Source organism: Streptomyces sp. NPDC086787 (assembly GCF_044745865.1).
Classification (GTDB): domain Bacteria; phylum Actinomycetota; class Actinomycetes; order Streptomycetales; family Streptomycetaceae; genus Streptomyces.
The window spans coordinates 591,162-610,606 of record NZ_JBIVBC010000002.1; the positions used below are offsets into that span (position 1 = coordinate 591,162).

16 protein-coding genes are annotated in these 19,445 nt (G+C 72.3%); 5 read left to right on the plus strand and 11 right to left on the minus strand.

What is annotated here, in order from left to right; translation table 11 throughout:
* Positions 1 to 16 precede the first annotated feature (16 nt).
* From ACIPK3_RS08865 to ACIPK3_RS08880, 4 genes are all read right to left on the minus strand, one after another.
* On the minus strand, positions 17 to 217 hold the full coding sequence (locus ACIPK3_RS08865; protein ID WP_402567543.1) for an aroma-sacti cluster domain-containing protein: 201 nt from the start codon (positions 215 to 217) through the stop codon (positions 17 to 19).
* A complete protein-coding gene (locus ACIPK3_RS08870; RefSeq protein ID WP_402567544.1) occupies positions 214 to 906 on the minus strand; it encodes an iron-containing redox enzyme family protein in 693 nt (230 codons plus the stop codon). The genes ACIPK3_RS08865 and ACIPK3_RS08870 overlap by 4 nt, the downstream gene beginning before the upstream one ends.
* Positions 903 to 1,997: a radical SAM protein gene (locus ACIPK3_RS08875; RefSeq protein ID WP_402567546.1), complete on the minus strand. Its 1,095-nt coding sequence runs from the start codon at positions 1,995 to 1,997 to the stop codon at positions 903 to 905. The genes ACIPK3_RS08870 and ACIPK3_RS08875 overlap by 4 nt, the downstream gene beginning before the upstream one ends.
* Before the next feature lie 71 nt (positions 1,998 to 2,068).
* Positions 2,069 to 4,063, minus strand: coding sequence for a BTAD domain-containing putative transcriptional regulator (locus tag ACIPK3_RS08880; protein ID WP_402567548.1), 1,995 nt, complete (start codon positions 4,061 to 4,063; stop codon positions 2,069 to 2,071).
* A 2,810-nt stretch (positions 4,064 to 6,873) separates the two neighbouring features.
* On the opposite strand from ACIPK3_RS08880, the gene ACIPK3_RS08885 reads away from it, so the two are divergent.
* Positions 6,874 to 9,855 carry an AAA family ATPase gene (locus ACIPK3_RS08885; RefSeq protein ID WP_402567549.1) on the plus strand — a complete coding sequence of 994 codons (2,982 nt, stop codon included), beginning with the start codon at positions 6,874 to 6,876 and terminating at the stop codon, positions 9,853 to 9,855.
* Here ACIPK3_RS08885 and ACIPK3_RS08890 read toward each other — a convergent pair.
* The 3 genes from ACIPK3_RS08890 to ACIPK3_RS08900 form a co-directional block, all read right to left on the minus strand.
* Positions 9,839 to 11,044: a cytochrome P450 gene (locus tag ACIPK3_RS08890; RefSeq protein WP_402567551.1), complete on the minus strand. Its 1,206-nt coding sequence runs from the start codon at positions 11,042 to 11,044 to the stop codon at positions 9,839 to 9,841. The genes ACIPK3_RS08885 and ACIPK3_RS08890 overlap by 17 nt on opposite strands.
* Positions 11,045 to 11,147: 103 nt before the next feature.
* On the minus strand, positions 11,148 to 12,515 hold the full coding sequence (locus ACIPK3_RS08895) for an NAD(P)/FAD-dependent oxidoreductase (RefSeq protein ID WP_402567553.1): 1,368 nt from the start codon (positions 12,513 to 12,515) through the stop codon (positions 11,148 to 11,150).
* Entirely contained in the window at positions 12,505 to 12,714 is a 210-nt protein-coding gene (locus tag ACIPK3_RS08900; RefSeq protein WP_402567555.1) for a ferredoxin, read from the minus strand. Before ACIPK3_RS08900 ends, ACIPK3_RS08895 begins: the two co-directional genes overlap by 11 nt.
* Positions 12,715 to 13,016: 302 nt before the next feature.
* Between ACIPK3_RS08900 and ACIPK3_RS08905 the strand changes: the two genes are divergently transcribed.
* Positions 13,017 to 14,171 carry a DUF3103 family protein gene (locus ACIPK3_RS08905; RefSeq protein ID WP_402567557.1) on the plus strand — a complete coding sequence of 385 codons (1,155 nt, stop codon included), beginning with the start codon at positions 13,017 to 13,019 and terminating at the stop codon, positions 14,169 to 14,171.
* A 131-nt stretch (positions 14,172 to 14,302) separates the two neighbouring features.
* Positions 14,303 to 15,037 carry a carbonic anhydrase gene (locus tag ACIPK3_RS08910; RefSeq protein WP_402567558.1) on the plus strand — a complete coding sequence of 245 codons (735 nt, stop codon included), beginning with the start codon at positions 14,303 to 14,305 and terminating at the stop codon, positions 15,035 to 15,037.
* Positions 15,038 to 15,071: 34 nt separating this feature from the next.
* Here the strand turns inward: ACIPK3_RS08910 and ACIPK3_RS08915 are convergent, their stop codons facing one another.
* A complete protein-coding gene (locus ACIPK3_RS08915) occupies positions 15,072 to 16,331 on the minus strand; it encodes an MFS transporter (protein ID WP_402567560.1) in 1,260 nt (419 codons plus the stop codon).
* Between the two features lie 131 nt (positions 16,332 to 16,462).
* Here ACIPK3_RS08915 and ACIPK3_RS08920 point away from each other — a divergent pair, with 131 nt between their 5' ends.
* Positions 16,463 to 16,876, plus strand: a complete 414-nt coding sequence (locus ACIPK3_RS08920; RefSeq protein ID WP_402567562.1) for a VOC family protein — start codon at positions 16,463 to 16,465, stop codon at positions 16,874 to 16,876.
* A 39-nt stretch (positions 16,877 to 16,915) separates the two neighbouring features.
* Here the strand turns inward: ACIPK3_RS08920 and ACIPK3_RS08925 are convergent, their stop codons facing one another.
* A complete protein-coding gene (locus tag ACIPK3_RS08925) occupies positions 16,916 to 17,383 on the minus strand; it encodes a winged helix-turn-helix transcriptional regulator (protein WP_402567564.1) in 468 nt (155 codons plus the stop codon).
* Positions 17,384 to 17,475: 92 nt separating this feature from the next.
* On the opposite strand from ACIPK3_RS08925, the gene ACIPK3_RS08930 reads away from it, so the two are divergent.
* Entirely contained in the window at positions 17,476 to 17,997 is a 522-nt protein-coding gene (locus ACIPK3_RS08930) for a PaaI family thioesterase (protein ID WP_402567566.1), read from the plus strand.
* A 15-nt stretch (positions 17,998 to 18,012) separates the two neighbouring features.
* On the opposite strand, the gene ACIPK3_RS08935 is transcribed toward ACIPK3_RS08930, so the two are convergent.
* Together ACIPK3_RS08935 and ACIPK3_RS08940 are read right to left on the minus strand one after the other, a co-directional pair.
* Positions 18,013 to 19,182 (minus strand): PP2C family protein-serine/threonine phosphatase, encoded by a 1,170-nt coding sequence (locus tag ACIPK3_RS08935; protein WP_402567567.1) that lies wholly within the window; start codon positions 19,180 to 19,182, stop codon positions 18,013 to 18,015.
* A gap of 80 nt (positions 19,183 to 19,262) precedes the next feature.
* A complete protein-coding gene (locus ACIPK3_RS08940) occupies positions 19,263 to 19,391 on the minus strand; it encodes a hypothetical protein (RefSeq protein WP_402567569.1) in 129 nt (42 codons plus the stop codon).
* Positions 19,392 to 19,445: the final 54 nt, after the last annotated feature.

Consider the following 19,445-nt stretch of genomic DNA (forward strand, 5'->3'; position numbering starts at 1 on the left):
CGTCGGCGGGCGGTGGTCAGAAGAGCGCGCCGCCCGCGATCTCGCTGTGTGCCTGCACTTCGGGCCCCACCTCGTCCAGCCGGGACTTGATGTCCACCAGCAGGTCCAGTTCGTGGGAAGTGAGCCCGCGCAGCACCTCCTGCTGCTCCTCGGTGAGCGCGTGCACGGCGAAGCCCGCCTGGTTCAGTCGGTCGATGGCTGCGCTGTCGTCGGTCATGACGGGCCTCCCGGCTCGGTCGCGAGGGTCGAGAACAGACGGGTGATCCCGTCGGCCGTACGCAGGGCGCTGACGCCCACCGCGGCCTGCTGGGAGGCGGTCAACGGCAGGGTGTCCAGCAGGTCGTCCAGGTCGGTGAGGTGGTCCGTGTCCAGTTCGGCGTGCTCGCGCACGGTGCGGAACGCGGCGGCGGGCAGCCCGGTGTCCGCCGCCAGCCGGTCCGCGAGCCAGGGCGCCGGTGCGTTGCCCTCCAGCACCCGGATGTAGCCGAGGAGGGCCACGGGGTGGTGGTGCTCGATCCAGTAGTACTGGGCCCCGGCCAGATCGGCGACGAGCGGATACGGCAGCCGGGTCAGGGCCGCCCGGGGGTCGGCCCCGGCGGCGGCGAGGTCCTCCAGCAGCCATGTGTCGTGGCCCCGCTCCTCCTCGGCGTGGCTGCCCAGATACCGGCCGAGGGGTTCGGCGACCGGGTCGTCCCCGGCCAGTTCCGCACAGCGGCGCGCGGCTCGTTCCAGCAGCGGGACGGACGCCCGCACCACGGCGTGCATCGCGTACAGGTACTCCACATAGCGTCGGCGCAGACCGGCCGGACCGGGTCGCCAGAGCGCGGCGGTGGCGGCCCGCAACGGCGGTGCGGCCAGGCCGAGTTTGACGCGCAGCCCGGCCGCCGCGCCCACCCGGCCGGTCATCGTTCCCCGGCCCCGGCGGTTCCCGCGAGCGCCACCAGCGGGGCGTAGGGCGCGCAGCCGTAGCGCCGCAGCAGAGCCACCGGACCGGCCTCGGCCTGTATCCGGGCGGCCTCCCGGTCCAGCAGCTCACCGGCCGGTCCCGAGGCGTCCCGCGCCGCACCGGCCACCACCTCCGGGCGCGCGGACAGACTCCGGCATCCGGCGCAATAACCGGCCCCGCAGGCCCCGTCGGGCTCGTCGGTGTACCGAGCGCGCAGATGGGCGGGGCCCACCGCCCGGACCATCCGCAGCATCGGCGACGACAGCGAACGGTGCCGTACGGCGGCCCAGTCGTCCCGCTCGATGTGCCCCAGCGACAGATGCTCCGGTACCGGCCTGCGGTCCACCACCACCTGGTTGCAGCAGGCCAGCACCGCACCGTCGAAGGCCACGGTCGGCCACGCGGCCATCGCGCACGGCAGCACCCGCCCCGCGTCGAGGAGCCGCGCGGGGGTCGCCGGGACCCACGAGGCCGCCCGGCCCACCGGACGCACCTCGTTGACCAGCATCGGCACCCGGTCGGCGAACTCCCGACGGACGGCGCCGGTCACGTCCGCCAGATAGGGGTCCTCGGGCCCGCTGCCGGTGAGATGGAAACTGACGGGGATCCCGGACTCCAGCACCTGCCGCATCACCCGGAAGACGTCGCCTCGTGGGATCTCCCGCTCGTGGTAGGCGTCCAGGCTCGCCGAGAAGTGGTCCACGGCGCGGATCGCCCGCATCACCGGCGACGGCACACGGCCGCCCCGGGCGAAGAACATCCCGCTCAGCAGCACGCTGCGGGCGCCCGCGGCCCGGATCCTGGCGGCCAGCCCGCGCACCAGGCCTGGCAGCAGCAACGGCTCCCCGCCGGTCAGCATGACGGCCTCCGGCCGGTCGTCGGCGGTGAACGAGCCGACGAACCTCAGCAACCGCTCCGCGTCGGGCTCCTCACCGGCCGTCGTGGACGACGTGGAGCAGTGGGCGCACCGCAGGGGACAGCGCCGGGTGAGCGTGAGCAGCAGACCGGCACAGGGAACCGGCCGAAGGCCGATGAACTCCGCCAGTTCCATGGACCGCCTCCCCGCCCCCTCGCCCGCCGTCCGTTCACGGCCATCACGCACCATGGTTGCCATCCGCCGGTTCAGACCGGGGATGGGGACGGTACGGAAATGGCATGCCCGCAGCTCGGGTGTGGTGCTTCCGCCGTGACCCGGCCGGCCGACGCCGTTTCCCTGGCGTAGAGGTGGGTGAGGTACGGCAGGGAGTACGCGGCCGCGTGCGCGGTCGTCTCGCTGCCGGGCGACACGACCGCACCGGCCTCGATCATCAGCTCCAGCTCCCGCCGCGCCTGGCCCGCCGCGCACCCGAGGGCGGTCGCGGCATCCTCGAGCGTGAATGTCTCCGCCAGCGGCAGCCGGGCGAGCCGGGTGAGCGCGAGGCGGTGGGCCCCGTCCAGCTGCCACCACTCCTCGGCCACCCGTGACCGTACGTCGATGTCGCCCACGGCCAGTTCGTCCAGCACCGCGGCGGGGTCGGCCAGTCGGCTCGCGAACTCGGCAAGCGGCAGATGCGGCAGGACCGCGAGCTTGAGACCCGCCGCCCGTATCGCCAGGGGCAGTGAACCGCAGGCTGTGACGATCCCTTCGGCCGCGGGCGGGTCGCCCAGCAGCCGGGCCGTGCCGATGAGCCGGGTGAGCAGGTCCAGCGCCTCGGGCACCGGCATGGGCGGCACCCGTACACGATGGGCCGGGGCGAGCCCGGCGAGCTGGCCGCGGGCGGTGACGACGACGGCCGCGGGTCCGGTGTCCGGCAACAGCGGGCGTACGGCGGCCTCCTCGGGGGCGTCGTCCAGCACCAGCAGGATCCTGCGGTCCGCCAGCCACTGCCGCCACCGGGCGGCGGCCCGCTCCGGATCCGCGGGCACCGAGCCCGGCGGCACATCGGTGAGCGCGAGCAGTTCGGCGGTTGTCGCGGCCAGGGGGCGGGGTGTCCCGTGGTTGCCGCGCAGCCGTACGACGATCCGGCCGTCCGGGAAGCCGTCGGCCAGCTGGTGTGCCGCCCGCACGGCGGCGGCGGTCTTGCCCGCGCCCGCCGGGCCGACGAGCAGGGCGGGTCCGCCGCCGCCGACCGTCTCCACCAGCTCGGTCAGTAGGCCGGCGGCACCGGTGAAGTCGGTGGTGTCCGCGGGCACTTGGACTGGGGCGGGCCGCCGGGCGGCCGGGCCGGCACCGCCGGGACCTGCTGCTTCGCCGGCTTCACCTGCCTGACCGGCTTCACCTGCAAGCCCTGCGTGACCTGAAGGGCCTGCATGACCCGCATTGCCTGCTTCGTCGGCGAGGATCGAACGGTACAGGTACTCCAGTGCGGGGCTCGTCGACAGACCCAGCTCGCGGGAGAGACACTGCCGTAACTCCTCGTAGGCCGCCATCGCCTCCGCCCGGCGGCCCGAGCGGTGCAGGGCCGTCATCTGGGCGGCACGGAGCCTCTCCCGCAGTGGGTGCTGTTCGACGAGGTCGGCGGTGGCCTCGGCGACCTCACGAGCCTGGCCCGCCGCCAGCGCGGCCTCGGCCCAGTCCTCGCACACGGCCAGATGGCGGGCCGTCAGCCGTTCCGCCTCGGCCCGCAGGACCGCGGAAGAGCTCAGCTCGGGCAGCGCCGGACCGTGCCACAGCATCCTCGCCCGCGTGAACAGCCGGGCGGCTCGCGCCGTATCGGCCTCGGCGACCGCGGCCCGCCCGGCGCGGGCGAGTGACTGCGAGCGCAGGGTGTCCAGTTCGCACTCGGCCAGCCGGATCAGATATCCGCCGGGGCGGAGCACGAGCCGGTCCGCCGCTCCGGCCTCGGTGAGCGTCCTGCGCAGTGCCGACACATACACCTGGAGGTTCTTGCGCGCCGTCCTCGGGGGATCGCCGTCCCACACCGCCTCGGTCAGCAGACCGACCGGTACCAGCGCGTTGGGACGGCACAGCAGCATGGCCAGGACGAGCCGCTGCTTCAGCGGGCCGAGTGACAGCGCACACCCGTGTGCCTCGGCGGCGAGCGGCCCCATGAGGGAGAACCGCACGTCCCCCACCAGCGCGTCGGCGTCGGAGTCCGGGGTGTTCGCTGCTGTGTGGCTGATCGCGGAGGCGTGCACATGTGCTCCTGCGCGTAGGGGACAGGGGGACCGGCCGGGCGCGCTTGCCGGGATCCACCGTGCCGGTGGGTGGCGCGCGCCAGCATCGGGGGAAACCCCCGATCGAGGCCGTTCCGGTCGGGGAAGGGTGAGGGAGCCTCGCGGGTGGCACGGCCGTGCCACCCGCCTGAGTGAAGCAACCTACGTGCTCGTCGACGCCCTGACCGCGGACCCGATTATCGTTCTAATGTGTGGTATTAGTTCGGATTGACGATGTTTTGTCTGTGCGTTGCGATAGCAGCGGCAGCCTGGGGCTTCGCGAAAATTCGGAGAACGCGTGTTTCCTGAAATCAGCAAGTCCCGACTCGGGCCGCTTCCGCGACGCCACGGTTCCGTCAAGTGGAGTGGTGTTGCCTCGCTGGTACTTGTGGTGGCCGGAACGTTGAATCCCCCGCTTGCCGCGGCGAAGACGGTGGGTCGGGGAACAGAGTCAAGCGCCGCAAATCCAGGAGGCGTCCCGTGGTGCCCCGAGGAGAACGAGGGACACCACGGCAGTCACACCGATTGCAACCGGCCGCGGCCGCCACACGGCCCGACAGGCGCGACTGGGCCAACGGGTCCCACAGGTGCGACCGGTCCGACGGGGGCCACCGGCACCGCGGGCGCGACCGGCGCCACCGGGCCAGCAGGGGCTACCGGTGCTGCGGGCGCCACTGGTACTGCGGGCGTGACTGGTGCCACGGGAGCCACTGGCCCTGTAGGTGCGACCGGTACTGCGGGTGTTACTGGGCCAGCGGGCGCTACCGGTGCTGCCGGCGCCGCTGGTACTGCGGGTGCGACTGGTGCCACGGGAGCGACCGGGGCGACGGGGGCCACTGGCACTGAAGGGACTCCCGGTGCGGCCGGTGCGACTGGGGCTACGGGCTTTACTGGGCCGACGGGCATTGCAGGTGCGACCGGAGCTACTGGTGCTGTAGGTGCGACCGGCGCTACGGGTGCGGCCGGGGTGACGGGAGCTACGGGCGTTACCGGGCCAGCAGGCGCTACCGGTGCGACCGGCGCTGGCGCGACCGGAGCTACGGGCGTTACTGGGCCGACGGGCATTGCAGGCGTGACTGGGCCTATGGGCGCGACCGGTGCCACCGGCGTTGCAGGCGCGACCGGCGTTACTGGGCCGACAGGCACTACCGGTGCGACTGGCGAGACTGGAGCGACTGGGGCTACGGGTTTCACTGGGCCGACAGGCATTGCAGGTGCGACCGGAGCTGCTGGTGTGACGGGGGCTACTGGAATTGCGGGCATGACCGGAGCGACTGGGGCTACGGGCTTCACCGGGTCAACAGGGCCCACAGGCGCGACGGGAGCCACCGGAGCCGTAGGCGCCACTGGCGAGACTGGAGCTACGGGCGTTGCAGGCGCGACCGGTGCGACCGGCGTTACTGGGCCGACAGGCACTACCGGGGCGACTGGCGAACCCGGAGCGACGGGTGCGACTGGCGCTGCGGGTGCTGCCGGTGCCACTGGAGCCACCGGCACTGAAGGGGCTCCCGGTGCTACGGGCGTTACTGGGCCGACAGGCACTACGGGTGCGACCGGATCGACTGGCGTGACCGGTGCAACTGGTGCTCCCGGAGTGACGGGTGCGACTGGAGTCACTGGAGATCCCGGCGCCACCGGCGCGACTGGAGTAACTGGCGCTACGGGTGCGACTGGGGCCGCGGGCGTTACTGGGCCGACAGGCATCGCAGGCGCGACTGGTGCTACTGGTGCGACGGGGGCCACCGGCATCACAGGCGCTCCCGGCGCCACTGGCGCCACTGGGGCTACGGGCGTTACCGGGCCGACAGGCACTACGGGTGCGACCGGATCGACTGGCGTGACCGGTGCAACTGGTGCCCCCGGAGTGACGGGTGCGACTGGGGCTACGGGCTTCACTGGGCCGACAGGCATTGCAGGCGCGACTGGTGCTACTGGTGCGACGGGGGCCACCGGCATCGCAGGCGCTCCCGGCGCCACTGGCGCGGCTGGGGCTACGGGTGCGACCGGCGCCACGGGCGTCCCTGGGCCGACGGGTGCGACTGGCCCAACCGGTGCCACGGGGGCAACTGGAACTCCAGGGCCGCCAGTAGCCACCGCGGAGTTTCTAGGAAACACAGTGAACGTGCCGTTGAGCGGCACAGCGACTTCGACCGCGACATGTCCGCCTGGGCAGCGCCTTACAGGAGGCGGATACAGGACGGGAGGCGTCCAAGTGTCTGTCGCGGTCTATGCCAACGCGCGAGGCGTCGCACCGGAGTCGTGGACCGTCACGGTTGGTCCCGTCGTGTCGCTGGGGATGACTTTGACGGCCGTCGCCGAATGCACGCTGCCCTGAGCTCGTTGGGCTCGCCCGTGAGCCGAACACGGTCGACGCGTACGGACGGGCGGTGCGGCAGCGCACCCGCCCGCATCCGCGGCTGACGGAGTCGGCACACGCCGACTGGACCATCGGCCGGTTCGCCCAGTACGCCGGCCACCGCGACTTGGTGACCACAACGCGCTGCGCACACCTGTCCGGCCGTCAGCCGGCGCGCCCCGTCGGCGACGACCGCGCCGCCGCAGGCGGAACGCCGTGTCTTCGCCACGGTCGTACCGGACGGTCTCGCTCCGCCGTCCCGCTGTCCCGACTCACCCCCGCCCCGGCATCCGCGCGCCCAGAGGCTCGGTAGCCGTCTGCGTAGTTCCACGGATGACCGGCCGCCCGGACCCGGCGAGGATGCCCGGGAAATCCCGTACCACCGCATGCCGTGTCACCCCAGCCGCCGCACAACCCACACAGAGTTGAGGCGCCCATGACTTCTCAGAACGAACGGCAGGGCACATCCGTACCGGCGAGAACGGCCGGCCCGCGCACCCCCTGGCACCTGGCAGGCCGGGACCCGGAGATGGCCCTGCTGAGGTCGGCCGTCACCGCCTGCGCGGGCGGGAATTCGACCGTTGTCGAGATCACCGGCGACCCCGGGCTCGGCAAGACCAGACTCCTCACCGAACTCGGTGCTCTCGCCCGGTCCGAAGGCCTCACCGTACTCTCCGGCCGCGCCTCCGAACTGGAACGGCAGCGCGCCTTCGCGGCGTTCGCCGAACCCCTCCGCCGGTGCGCCGGCCTGCTACCCGAGGACGCGCGCGAAACACCCGACGAGGACACGGCCGCGCTGCTCGACCTGCTGTCCCACTGGGCTCCCGGCACGGTCACCGGCCGGTCCCGGTTCCCCGGGGTCGAACGGTACCGGCTGTACCTCGCCGTGGCCCGGCTGCTGGCCGGTGCCGACCGGGGCCACGGGGTGCTGCTCTGTCTGGACGATCTGCACTGGGCCGACGAGAGCACCCTCGAAGTGCTGCACCATCTGCTGCGGCAGCCCCCCGGGACCCCGCTGATCCTGGCCTGCGCCCACCGGCCCCGGCAGGCCCCCGCCAAGCTGCGTGCCTCCTTCCAGCACGCCGCCGCCGACTACTCCACGTCGCGCCTGCCCCTGGCACCGCTCGACCGGCACGCGTGCGAGAAACTGCTCGGCCCCGGCCACACCCCCGGCCGACGCGAACGACTCTGCGCCGTCAGCGGCGGAAACCCGCTCTACCTCGAAGTGCTGGCCGAACTCTCCGCGCAGGGCGCCGGTGACTTCGCCGACCTCCCGGACACCCTGCGCGCGGCTCTGGCCCGCGAGATCGCCCTGCTCACCACCGGTGAACTCGCCGTACTGCGCGCCGCCGCGGTCCTCGGCGACCCCTTCGACCCACTGCTCGTCGCCCCCGTGGCCGACCTGGCCACCCCGGGCGCCCTCGACGCGCTCGACGTACTCGCCGCCAAGGACCTCATCCGGCCCGTGACACCGGCGGGGCAGCGACCTGACTCACGTCAACTGCTCCAGTTCCGGCACCCGTTGCTCCGTGAGGTGGTCTCCTGGGAGACCCCGCCCGGCTGGTTCCTCGCCGCGAACGGCCGTGCGGACCGCGCTCTGTGGCTCAGTGGCGCCGGTCCGGTGGAACGGGCCCCCTACGTCGTGCGCTCCGCACACCCCGGGGACCGGGAAGCGGTCGGTGTGCTCACCGAGGCGGCCGCCCTCACCCTGCGCACCACGCCCGCCATCGCGGCGGCCTGGCTCCGTACGGCCCTGCGCCTGTCCCCACCGGACCGCTCCGTCGAACCCGCCCGCCGCCTCGGCATGCTGCTCGGGCTGGCCAACGCCAGCGGGATGACCGGCGACCTCGCGGCCTGCCGAGAAGCCCTCCTTCACGCTCTGGACCTCATCCCGCGCGACCGGCCCGCCGACCGCGTCCCGATCGTGGTGCTCCGCTCGGTCGTGGAACGGATCTTAGGCAGCTCCAGGGCGGCCGGACTCGCCCTGGAGGACGAAGTGGCGCGCTGGCCGGAGAACGACCCCCGCGCCAACCCGCTGAGGCTGCAACTCGCCACCGTGCGAACGGCCCAGGGCCGCTACGCGGAGGCCGACGAACACCTCGACGCCCTGCTCGCCCGCACCCCCGCGCCGCTGGACCGCCGCACCCGCACCGCGATCGCCGCCTGCCGCGCCCTGGGCGCCGCCTACAGCGGACGCGGCCCGCTGCTGACGTCCCACGCGCGCGAGGCGTCGGCGGCGCTCGACGTCATGGACGACCAGGAACTCACGACCTTCCTGGACGAGGCCGGTCAGGTCGGCTGGGCCGAGGCCCTCGCCGAGCGCCACGGCGATGCGATCCGGCACATGTCCCGCGCCGTCCGCGTCGCCCGGCGCACCGGGCAGACCTGCATGATGGCGTACCTGTCGCTCTGTCAGTCGTATGCGCAGCAGGCGGCCGGCGACCTCACGGGCGCGCTGACATCGGCGGCGCACGCCGAGGAGACCGCGCATCTGCTCGGCAGACCGGACCTGGTCGGCCATGCCCTGACCCTGCGCGCCACGGCGACCGCCCTGCGGGACGGCCCGGCCGCCGCCACACCCGCCGCCGAACACGCCCTGAGCCTGGTGGAGCGCCGCGGCAGACTGTGGGAGCTGGCCACCGCCGCCCTGGCCGCCCTGCGTCTGGACCAGGGCAGGCCCGACGCCTGCATGGAACTCCTGCACACCGTCATCGGCGCCCACGACTCGGACCGCTCCGGCCGTACGGCGACAATCCAGGCGTTACGGGCCACCTGGTACTGCACGGCGGCGCAGGCCGAGACGGCCCGCGGGAACAACGCGGCCGCCCGCGTATGGGCCGCACGGGCGACCGATGCCGCCGAGACGTCCGGGCTGCCGGGCCAGCGCGGCTACGCGGCACTCGCCCGGGCCGCCGTCCACGACGACGACCCCTGTGCCTGCGGTGCCATCGAGTTCCGTGCCACCGCGGCCGACCGCTTCGCGGCCGCCGGTCTGGTCCTCGCCGAAGCCCGCGCCCGGCTCGCCCTGGGCCGCACACTCACCGCCGCCCGCCGCCTCGAAGCCGCCACGGCCGCCACGGGCCGGGCCAAGCGCCTCGCCGACGCCTGCGGTGCCGGGTACCTCGGCACCCTCGCCGTGAACGCGCAGCGGCAGATCGGCGCCCGCCAGCCACGCCCGGGACAGGGCCCGATGGGCCCCACACTGTCCGACCAGGAGCGCCGGATCTCCGCCCTGGTCGCCCGCGGGCTCACGAACAACGCCATCGCGGCGGACCTGTTCATCTCCGTGAAGACGGTCGAGGGTCATCTGACCCGTATCTTCCGGAAACTGCACGTCACTTCGCGAGCGGGCCTGGCGGCCGTGCTGGCCGAGCTGTTCGATGCCGGTGCGGTGCCCCGGCTCAGTTCCAGCCCTTGACGTCGAGCATCAGGTGCCGGGGCCCGCGCAGCATCGCGTTGGTCCGGTACGGCGGGGGGTCCTCCACCAGCGTCGCGCTGCCCAGCCGGGGGATGAGCGCGCCGAGCGCGGTCTGCGCCTCGATACGGGCGAGCGGAGCGCCGTAGCACAGATGGACACCGCTGCCGAAACCGAGGTGCTCGATGTCCGGGCGGCCGGGGTCGAACCGGTCGGCGTCCTTGAACCGCCGGGGGTCGCGGCTGCCCGAGGCCAGCGCCAGCACCACCGTGGAGCCCTGGGGCAGGGTGGTGCCGGCGACCTCCAGATCGGCCAGTGGATAGCGCTCCCGCATGTGCACCGGGGGCTCGAAGCGCAGGAGTTCCTCGACCGCCTGGGGCAGCAGCCCGGGGTCGCGGCGCAGCCGCTCCAGCTGGTCGGGCCGACGCAGCAGGGTGAGCACACCGTTGGTGATCAGGTTGACCGTGGTCTCGTGCCCGGCGATGAACAGGAGGATCGCGGTCTGCGCCAGTTCGTCCGCGCTCAGCCGCAGTTCGGGGTCGGACTCGTTCACGAAGGCGGACAGCATGTCGTCCGTCGGCTCGCCCTTCCGGTGATCGGCGAGATCCAGCAGATAGTGCCCCATCTCCTGCTGTGCCTGCATGGCCGCCTTGTCCCGTGCCGCGGTGTCCTCCGCGGGTCCGATGTCCGCGGACGCGACCAGCACGTCGGTCCATTCGCTGAACATCGACTCGTCCGTGCGCGGCACGCCGAGCAGTCGGCAGATGACGGTCACGGGCAGCGGATAGGCGAAGTCGTCGACGACGTCGAACCGTTCGCGGTCCTTGAGCGAGGCGACCAGCTCCTCGGTGATCCGGGCGATCGCGTCGCGCATGGCATCGACCCGTGCGGGGGAGTGCGGCGGTCCGAACGGCCGCATGGCCAGCGTGCGCAGCCGGTGGTGCTCGGGGTCGTCGAGTCGCAGGAACGGCGGTCGCCGCTCCTCCTCGAACTCCTTGGCGGAGTTACGCCCGTCGACGCTGATCCGCGGGTTGTGCAGCAGGGCGAGGATGTCGTGGTAGTGGCCGATCAGAAAGCTTCCGTCCGCCTGCGGCACCACACGGCCGGACTCCCGGAGTTCCTCGTACAGCGGCCAGGGGTTGGCGCGGTTGGCGTAGTCGGTGATCCGCTCCAGCAGGGTGTCGGGGGTCATGGGGCACTCCTCGTGGACGGACGGACGGGATGGGACGGACCGGACGGAGGGGGCCGGACGGAGAGGGGCCGGGCCGAGGGTCCGGACGAAGGAACCGGCGGGATCAGGCGATGGGCGGCGCCAGGGTCAGTCGGCGGTCCGGCAGGTGGCCGGTGAGCGCGACGCTGGGCCCGTGGTAGAGCCTGCTCGGGTCCGGTACGTCGGAGGGCATCGGGAGTTCCGCCGCCATGGGCCGGTCCGAGGCGCCGACGGGGGGCGGGAACGGGGCACCGGTCTCGATCAGACGCTGGTAGTACTCCAGCGACTTGGCCATGTCGACGGTGACCGCTGCGGTCACCCGGCCCCGGTAGCCGTAGACCATCGCCAGACGGCGCGCCTCCAGGGACCCCTGCGCGATGACCACCTGGTCGGAGTAGGTGGGTACGCCCACGGACTTGATGTTGAGCCCGAACTGGCTCGACCAGAAGGTGGGGACCGCGAGGTGCGGACGGCGCAGCGGCTCCGGACTGATCATGTTGTGGGCGGCGACCTCGGCCTGCTCCACCGCGTTGTGCCAGTGCTCCAGGGAGAGCAGTTGGTAGTCGAATAGCGGGTGCGGGAACCGCGAGACGTCACCGGCCACGAAGACGTTGTCCGTGACGATGCCGTACATGTTGAAGGCGCGGCATCCGGCGTCACAGGCGATCCCCCGGGGGCCGGCCGCGAGTCCGGAGTCGGCCAGCCACTCGACGTTGCGGATCGCTCCCATGGCGACGATGCACACATCCGCGTCGACATGGCTGCCGTCGGACAGGTCGGCGCCGGTGAACTGGCCGTTGCCGCGCAGCCGGGTGACGTTGATGTCGCAGCGCAGGTCCACGCCGTTGTTGCGCTGCATGGCCGCCGCGAGCTTGGCCAGGGTGCCGCCGAGGGCGCCCACGAGCGGTGCGGGTCCGCGTTCGCAGAGCGTGACCGCGAGGCCGTGCTCCCGGCATGCCGAGGCGATCTCCGAGCCGGTGAAGCCGCCGCCGATCACCAGCACCCGGCGCGGTCCGGCGGCCAGGCGCTGCGCGAGGAGCGCCGCGTCGTCGCTGGTACGCAGGGTGATCACCCCGTCCAGGGCGGCTTCCTCGGGATTGGGCCACGGCCGGGCCCGGGTTCCGGTGGCGATCAGCACCCGGTCGTAGGGGACCGCTTCGCCGTCGGCGAGCAGCACCCGCTTGCCGAGCATGTCCAGCCCGGTGGCGCGTACCCCGAGCCGCCACTCCGCCTTCGGGTCGCGGCGCATCGGCAGTCCGGTGGAGTCCGCGGGCACCTTGCCGAACAGCACCTGCTTGGACAGCGGCGGACGGTCGTACGGCGGATGGGGCTCGTCGCCGATGACGGTCAACGAGCCCGTGAAGCCCTCCTCGCGCAGCTTCTCGGCGGCCCGCAGCCCGGCCAGGGACGCGCCGACGATGACGATGCGGCCTTCGCGGGGGTCAGCGGCCACCGGCACTCACCCCCTCGCCGAGCAGGATGGCCTGCACCGGACAGGCCGCGGCGGCCTGACGTGCGCGTTCGAGCTGTTCAGCGGGGACGGCCGGGTGGTACAGCAGGGCCTCCTCGCCATGGAGTTGGAACACCTCTGGCGCGAGGAACACGCACTGGGCGTAGCCCTGGCAACGGGTGAGGTCCACCACGATCTGCATCGCTGGTCACTCCCTCCGGCACACCGGCAACTCATTCCTTTCTAGTACCGCCCGGGGACACCCGCTCGCTGGGATGCGGGCCGGAGGACCCGCCCGCATACTGAAGATTTCGTCCCCGGGTACGGCCCTCCCGTGCGAGGAGCATCCTGGGCGCCGCCAACTTCCATGCTCCGCCAAGTAGTTGACGGCCGGAACGACGCCCTGCTTCACTGAGGAAGTGGCTGAGCCACTGAACCACTGAATTGTCATGCTCAGGTCATTACGCCTCGTTGAGGCGAGTCCCCCACGACATGAGGAGCACGGTGACAAGACGAAGCAGGCGGCGCGGCGCGCTCATCGGTGTGCTGCTGTCCGCCGTCATCGGCGGCACCGCCCAGCCGGCGATCGCGTCGGCGCCGACCGGTACGCCGGGCCGCGCGACGGCGACGCGGCATTCACAGCTGCGCGAGGTGCACGAGGTCGAGGACACGATCGCGAGGTCACTGTCCTCCTCGCTGCGCAGCCCGCACTGGCGGGCGCAGGTGCGCTCGGCCGCGCTGGGCACGGCGGAAGCGGACCTGGGGGCGCTGGCCGGCCGGGCCACGGACCCCGCCGGCAGGCACCTGAGCACCTCGGTGGCGGCCGCCGACCGGCGCATCGCGGAGCTGAAGGGGCTGCCCGCGTCGACCGGGTCGCTGCTGCGCATACGGCTGGGCGCGCCGGCCATGCGCGCGCGCCTGACCGCCGCCGTCGACCCCTGGGTCGCGGTCGCGGCGGCCGACGACCACGCCGGCAGCATCACGGCCTACGACAGTCGGGGCCGCTCCCACACCGTGGACACCGCCCGGGTGCCCGACCGCCCCCTCTATGTGCTGGACATCGACGTCTCCAAGGCGCACCGGGCCGGACTGGAGGTGCTCCGCAAGGCGTTCGCCGACCGGGGGCTCGCCGCCTCCCCGTCCGCCCGGGCGGACGCGCGGGCCACGGCCGGCTGGTGGGCCACCAAGGTCACGGCCGTCGAGGTGAGCGACGACGAGGAGCCCTGGTTCAAGGGCGCCGCCGAGACGTTCTCCCTGGTCACCGGCTTCGGGCTGGACGGCAAGCCGCGCGTCGACTCGGTCGACATGCCGTACCTGGACTACGACGGCACCGTCTACTACCCGAACCAGATCCTAGTCAACTGGTCGAACTACAAGTACAACCTCGCCGACGTCGTCATGATGGAGGACGACGACGGCACCAACTACAAGGCCCTGGCGCAGGCGATCACGACCGCCCTGCTGACCGTGACCGACCAGGGAACCTACATCCCGTTGGTCAACGCGCTCCTCGCCGCGATGCCCGACTCGTGGTTCACCGACGACCCCGACTACGTGGAGTCCTGGTACACCCTGTCCAGGAACTCCACCGGCCGGCTGAACGGTGCCGCGGGCAATGGCTGGATGACCGTCGAGCCGTACTTCGTCGAGGAACTCTGACCCCCGGGGAACCCTGACCCCGAGCCGCCGCCGACCCGGTCGTGCGGGCCCTGTGGGCTGTTGGGGGCATAGTCTCCCGGGCCCGCTGGAGCCTGCCGCCGGGTCGCGCCTGCCGCACCGACCATGGAGCCATGGACACAGCGGGACGTCACCGTCGCAGGACGCTGCTGGCCGGCACGCTCGCCGCCGCGGCGGCCGGGCTCGCGGGGTGCGCGTCGACCGGTGCGGCCACAACGGTGATCAGCACCTCGCCGCCGACCCGGCCGGGCACACCCGCGGAAGCCTTCGCACGCCTCATGGAAGGCAACGCACGCTGGGTGACCGGGCACCTGGAACATCCGGACCGGGACCCGACCCGGCGTGAGTACGTCGCCCAGCAGCAGGAACCCTTCGGGGCCGTCCTGTCCTGCATCGACTCACGGGTGCCGCCCGAACTCATCTTCGACACCGGCCTCGGCGACCTCTATGTGATGCGCACCGGCGGCGAGGCGACCGGCCCGGTCGTCACGGGCTCCGTCGAGTACGGCCCCATGACCGGCGGAACCCCGCTCATCATGGTCCTCGGCCACCAGCGCTGCGGCGCCGTCCAGTCCGCGTACAGGTCCTTCCAGGACGACAAGCCGCTGCGTGGCAACTTGGAGGCCATCGCCGAGGCCCTGCGACCGGCGTACGAGCAGGCGGTGCGCGAGGGCGGCGACGATCCCGTCGAGACGATGTCCCGGGCCCAGGTGACCCTGACCGCGACCCAACTCCGCTCCAACCAGGACCTCGCCCCTCTGGTACGCAAGGGCGGCCTCGCCGTGGTCGGCGCCTACTACTCACTCGACACCGGCAAGGTGGAAGTGCTGTCGGGGGCACCCGCCTGACGCACCTCACGAGCGGGAACGCTGCCGGTACGACTCACACGTCGGCGACCTCCGCCCGCAGGTCCCGGGACCGCACCACCGACGGCCGGGACAACACGGTGACGGCGACGGAGACCGCGGCCACCGAGCTGATCGCCGTACCGGGAGCGAGTTGCTGCGCGGCACCGCCCGCGATCGCGGCGCCGATGCCCTGCCAGGCCATCCGGCCCGCGGACTCGACGCCCTGGACCTGACCGCGTTCCGCGTCGGGGGTCATCGCGAGGAGCTGTTCCTGGAGCGGCAGTGTGGCGGCGAATCCGGCACCGGCGCCGAACACCACGGCCACCACCACCGGCGTGGGCGGATGAAGGGCGAACACCAGGAAGGGGACGGCGAGCAGCAGCCGCAGGGCGAACGCGGCGCGACGTCGCCGGTCGGCGCTGAGCAGCCGCCCGACGGCCAGGTCGCCGACCAGCATGCCGGCCGACCCGGCGGCCAGCAGGACACCGGCGAGTTCAAGGTCGTACGGGATGAACAGGGCCTCGCAGCCGACGATCAGACCGTTGGGCACCCACAGGTTCACCAGCAGCGCCCGGCGCCCGGGGTGGGAGAAGAGCGCGATGTTCGTCGTCCAGGTCTGTCGCAGTCCGGGACGGCGGGTGAGCCGGATCGAGTGCTCCCGGACGGTCGCCGTCACGACGACCGACCCGGTCGCGGTCAGCGCCGCCGCGGCGATGAAGATCCCTTGCGGGCTCAGGAATCCCACCAGCACCGCCCCGGCTGCGTAGCCGAGGATCGACATGCCCCCCGAGGTGATGTTGAACAGCGAACGTGCCAGGGTGTAGGCGGAGTCGGGCACCACTTCGGCGAGCAGTCCCATCCGTACCCCGTTGCCGAGGGACTGGAAGAAGCCCGGCACGAGCAGCAGTCCGAACCGGGCGGCCAGCGGTGTCCCCGGCACCGCCTGGGCGGCGACACCCGCCAGCGAGACGCACTGGAGCACGACGAGCGTCCGGCGGGGGCGTCCGCCGTCCGCGACCGACATCAGAGTGAGCGCGCCGAGCACCGTGGCGAACGAGGCGCCGTACATGCTCACCGCGGTCAGGAACGGCGACCCCGTCCGGTGGTTGACGAGCGTTCCGAGCGCGAAGCCCGACAGGGTGGTCGCGGCGGTCGTCAGGGTGAAACCGAAGTACAGGCCGGCGAACTCCCGGCCGCGAAGGAGGGCGCGGTAGCCGGTGGTGGGGGTCGCTCGTGACGAGCACGCGTTCGATTTCGATGAGGATGTGGTCGATGAGGACGTGTCAGATGGCATGAAAAAAGCCTTCGCGCGCTCTCATCCGGGGCGCCGAAGGCCTGCGGGATCATTTTAACAGCAGTACGCGACGGTCAGCGGTCGGCGCTACGCTGTCCACGCCCGGTTTTTCCTGATTTCAGGAGGCTCAGATGGCTTCGCGACTCAACCCGTATCTCAGCTTCGACGGCGACGCCCGCGAGGCGCTGGAGTTCTACCGAGAGGTCTTCGACGGCACCCTGGCCGCGCACTCCTACGGCGAGTTCGGCCACCAGGGCGGCCCCGAGGCCGACAAGGTCATGCACGGGATGCTGGAGACGCCGAGCGGCTTCACCCTGATGGGCGCCGACACCCCGCCCGGCATGGAGCGCACCGTGGGCGACAACTTCGCGGTGAGCCTGAGCGGCGACGACGAGGCCGAACTGCGCGGCTATTGGGAGAAGCTGTCCACCGGCGGCTCCGTGACCGTTCCGCTGGAGAAGCAGATGTGGGGCGATGTGTTCGGCATGTGCACGGACCGCTTCGGCGTCCCCTGGATGGTCAACATCACCAAGTCGGGGAACTGAGCGGGGCCGCAATGCAGTTGCCCCTCCTCCGGTGAGGGGTCAGGTCAGGCGGCGGGCGCCCGGTCCCGGATGTGCGGAGACCTCGTCCGGGGCGAGCGCCACGTGCTCCTCGGCGCACTCGACCACCACGCGCACCGGCGCCCCGCACGCGCCATGGCGCAGGTCGAGGACGGGACCGGCCGGATCGGGGGCGTAGGCCTCGCCCCACTGGCGCAGTGCGACCAGGACCGGCCAGAGATCCCACCCCTTGCGGGTCAGCCGGTACTCGTTGCGGGACCGGCTGCCCGGCTCCCGGTACGGCACGGTGGTGAGCACACCGGCCGCGGTCAGCTTGCGGAGCCGGTCACTGAGCACTGCCTCCGACAGTCCGATGTGACGCCGGAACTCGTCGAACCGGCGCACGCCGTTGACGGCGTCGCGCAGGATCAGCATGGTCCACTTCTCGCCGACCAGGTCGAGCGTCCGTTGGACGGTGCAGTTCTCGGTGCTGACCTCAAGCCACTCCATCCAGCCATGATAGGAGGCTGGCTTCGCCATTGACAGTCAGCCGGGCGCCCAGCTAACTTCGATCACAGAAGTCAGCTGGGAGGCACTGGAACATGGGACGGACACGCACGTACGACTGGGAGGACCCCGCGGCCACGGCGGCGGCCGCCGGACAGGCCTCCGGTATGGACTTCCTGCGCGAGATGCTGGCGGGCCGGGTGCCCCCGCCGCCCATCACGGCCACCCTGGACTTCAGGCTGGACGAGGTCGCCGAGGGCCATGCCGTCTTCTCCCTCCAGCCGGGGGAGGAGCACTACAACCCGATCGGCAGCGTGCACGGCGGTGTCTACGCGACCCTGCTCGACTCCGCGGCGGGCTGCGCCGTCCACTCCACGCTCCCGCCCGGCACGGGCTACACCTCGCTCGACCTGACGGTGAAGTTCCTGAAGCGGGTCACGGTCGACACCGGCCGGGTACGGGCCATCGGCACAGTGGTCAGCCGGGGCGGCCGGACCGCGCTCGCCGAGGCCAGACTGGTCGACGCCGGGGACCGTCTACTCGCCCACGCCACCAGCAGCTGCATGATCTTCCCGTTGCGTACCCCGGACACCGGTGAGGAGCGCGCCGACGGGTGAGCGGACGGCGAGCCGTCAGTGGCCCGACCCCGGCCGGTGAAGGTGACGGTGCGAGTGGGCGTGGGTGTGGGCGCGGCCATGGACGTGGGGGTCACGGCAGAGCGCGATGATCGCGGCGTCGTCGTCCAGGCGTCCGCCGACATGACGCAGAAGGTCGCCGCGCAGCAGGTGCACCAGCTTCTCGGGGCTGGTGCCCGCCCACTGCGCCACCCGCTGCGTGAGCGGATAGAAGCTGCCGTCCGCGTCCCGGGCCTCGATCACACCGTCGGTGTAGAGCAGCAGGGTGTCACCGGGCTCGAACGTGAACACGTCCAGCGAATGGCGCCCCGGCCCCGGACCGTCGACCCCCAGCGGGGGAGCCGGGTGCACGGCGACGGTGGTGGCACTGCCGCCGCTGAGCAGCAGGGGCGGTGGATGGCCGCAGCTCAGGATCCGGGTGACATGGCTGTCCTCGGGAACCTCCATCAGCAGGACCGTGGCGAACCGCTCCCCGCTCTCCTCCTTGGGCTCCAGCTCGGGGAGGTTGCGCTCCATGCTCCGCTCCATCGCCTCGGCCAGCGCGGGCAGGGCGGTGTGGCAGTGCGCCGCCTCCCGGAAGGCGCCGATGAGCAGCGCCGCCTCGCCGACGGCCGACAGCCCCTTCCCGCGGACGTCGCCGATCATGACCCGCACGCCCGAGTCGGTCGGCGTGGCGGCGTACAGATCCCCGCCGATCTGGGCCTCGGCCTCGGCCGCCAGATACAGACAGGCGATCCTCAGTGAGCCGATCTGCTCCGGCAGTGGCCACAACAGCACGTGCTGCGCGGCCTCGGCGACCAGACGCACCTGGGCGAGCTGGCGTCTGCGGCGCTCGCGCACCTGGCAGTAGCAGGCGATCAGGACGGAGAGCACGGCCAGGGCCAGGATCTGGACCAGCACGTTCCGGGTGAACAGCACCCCGAAGTGCCAGCCGATGTAGGCCTGCGCGCCCACGGCCAGCAAACCGATCAGCCCGGTCGGCCAGGGTCCGGCGAACGAGGCGGTGATGGCGGGGGCGATCACCAGCAGCGGGCCGAGATGGACGTCTGCCGGAACCAGCTGGTCCACCACCGTGATCACCACGATCAGCGCGATCGGGATCAGCAGCAGCGCATGGCTCGACTGCCACGGCCGACGCGCGTCGGCCCAGACCTGCCGGACATCCATGTCTTCCACCTTGCACCGACGCCGTACACCCGGCGACCGGCAACCGCCGACCCGTCCGGCGCGCCGGGGGCGGCCGGGCGTCAGCGGCTGCGCATGGCGCTCGTGGCGAGGAATCCGGTGGCCGCGGCGGTGACGAGGGCGCAGAGGGCGAGGACGGTGCGGCGCATTTTCGAGGCCTTTCCGACGGAGACGAACCAGTACCCCGACAACGACCGGCTCCTTGTTCCGGGCTCGCTCGCGCCACGGGGACAACCCGCATGGAC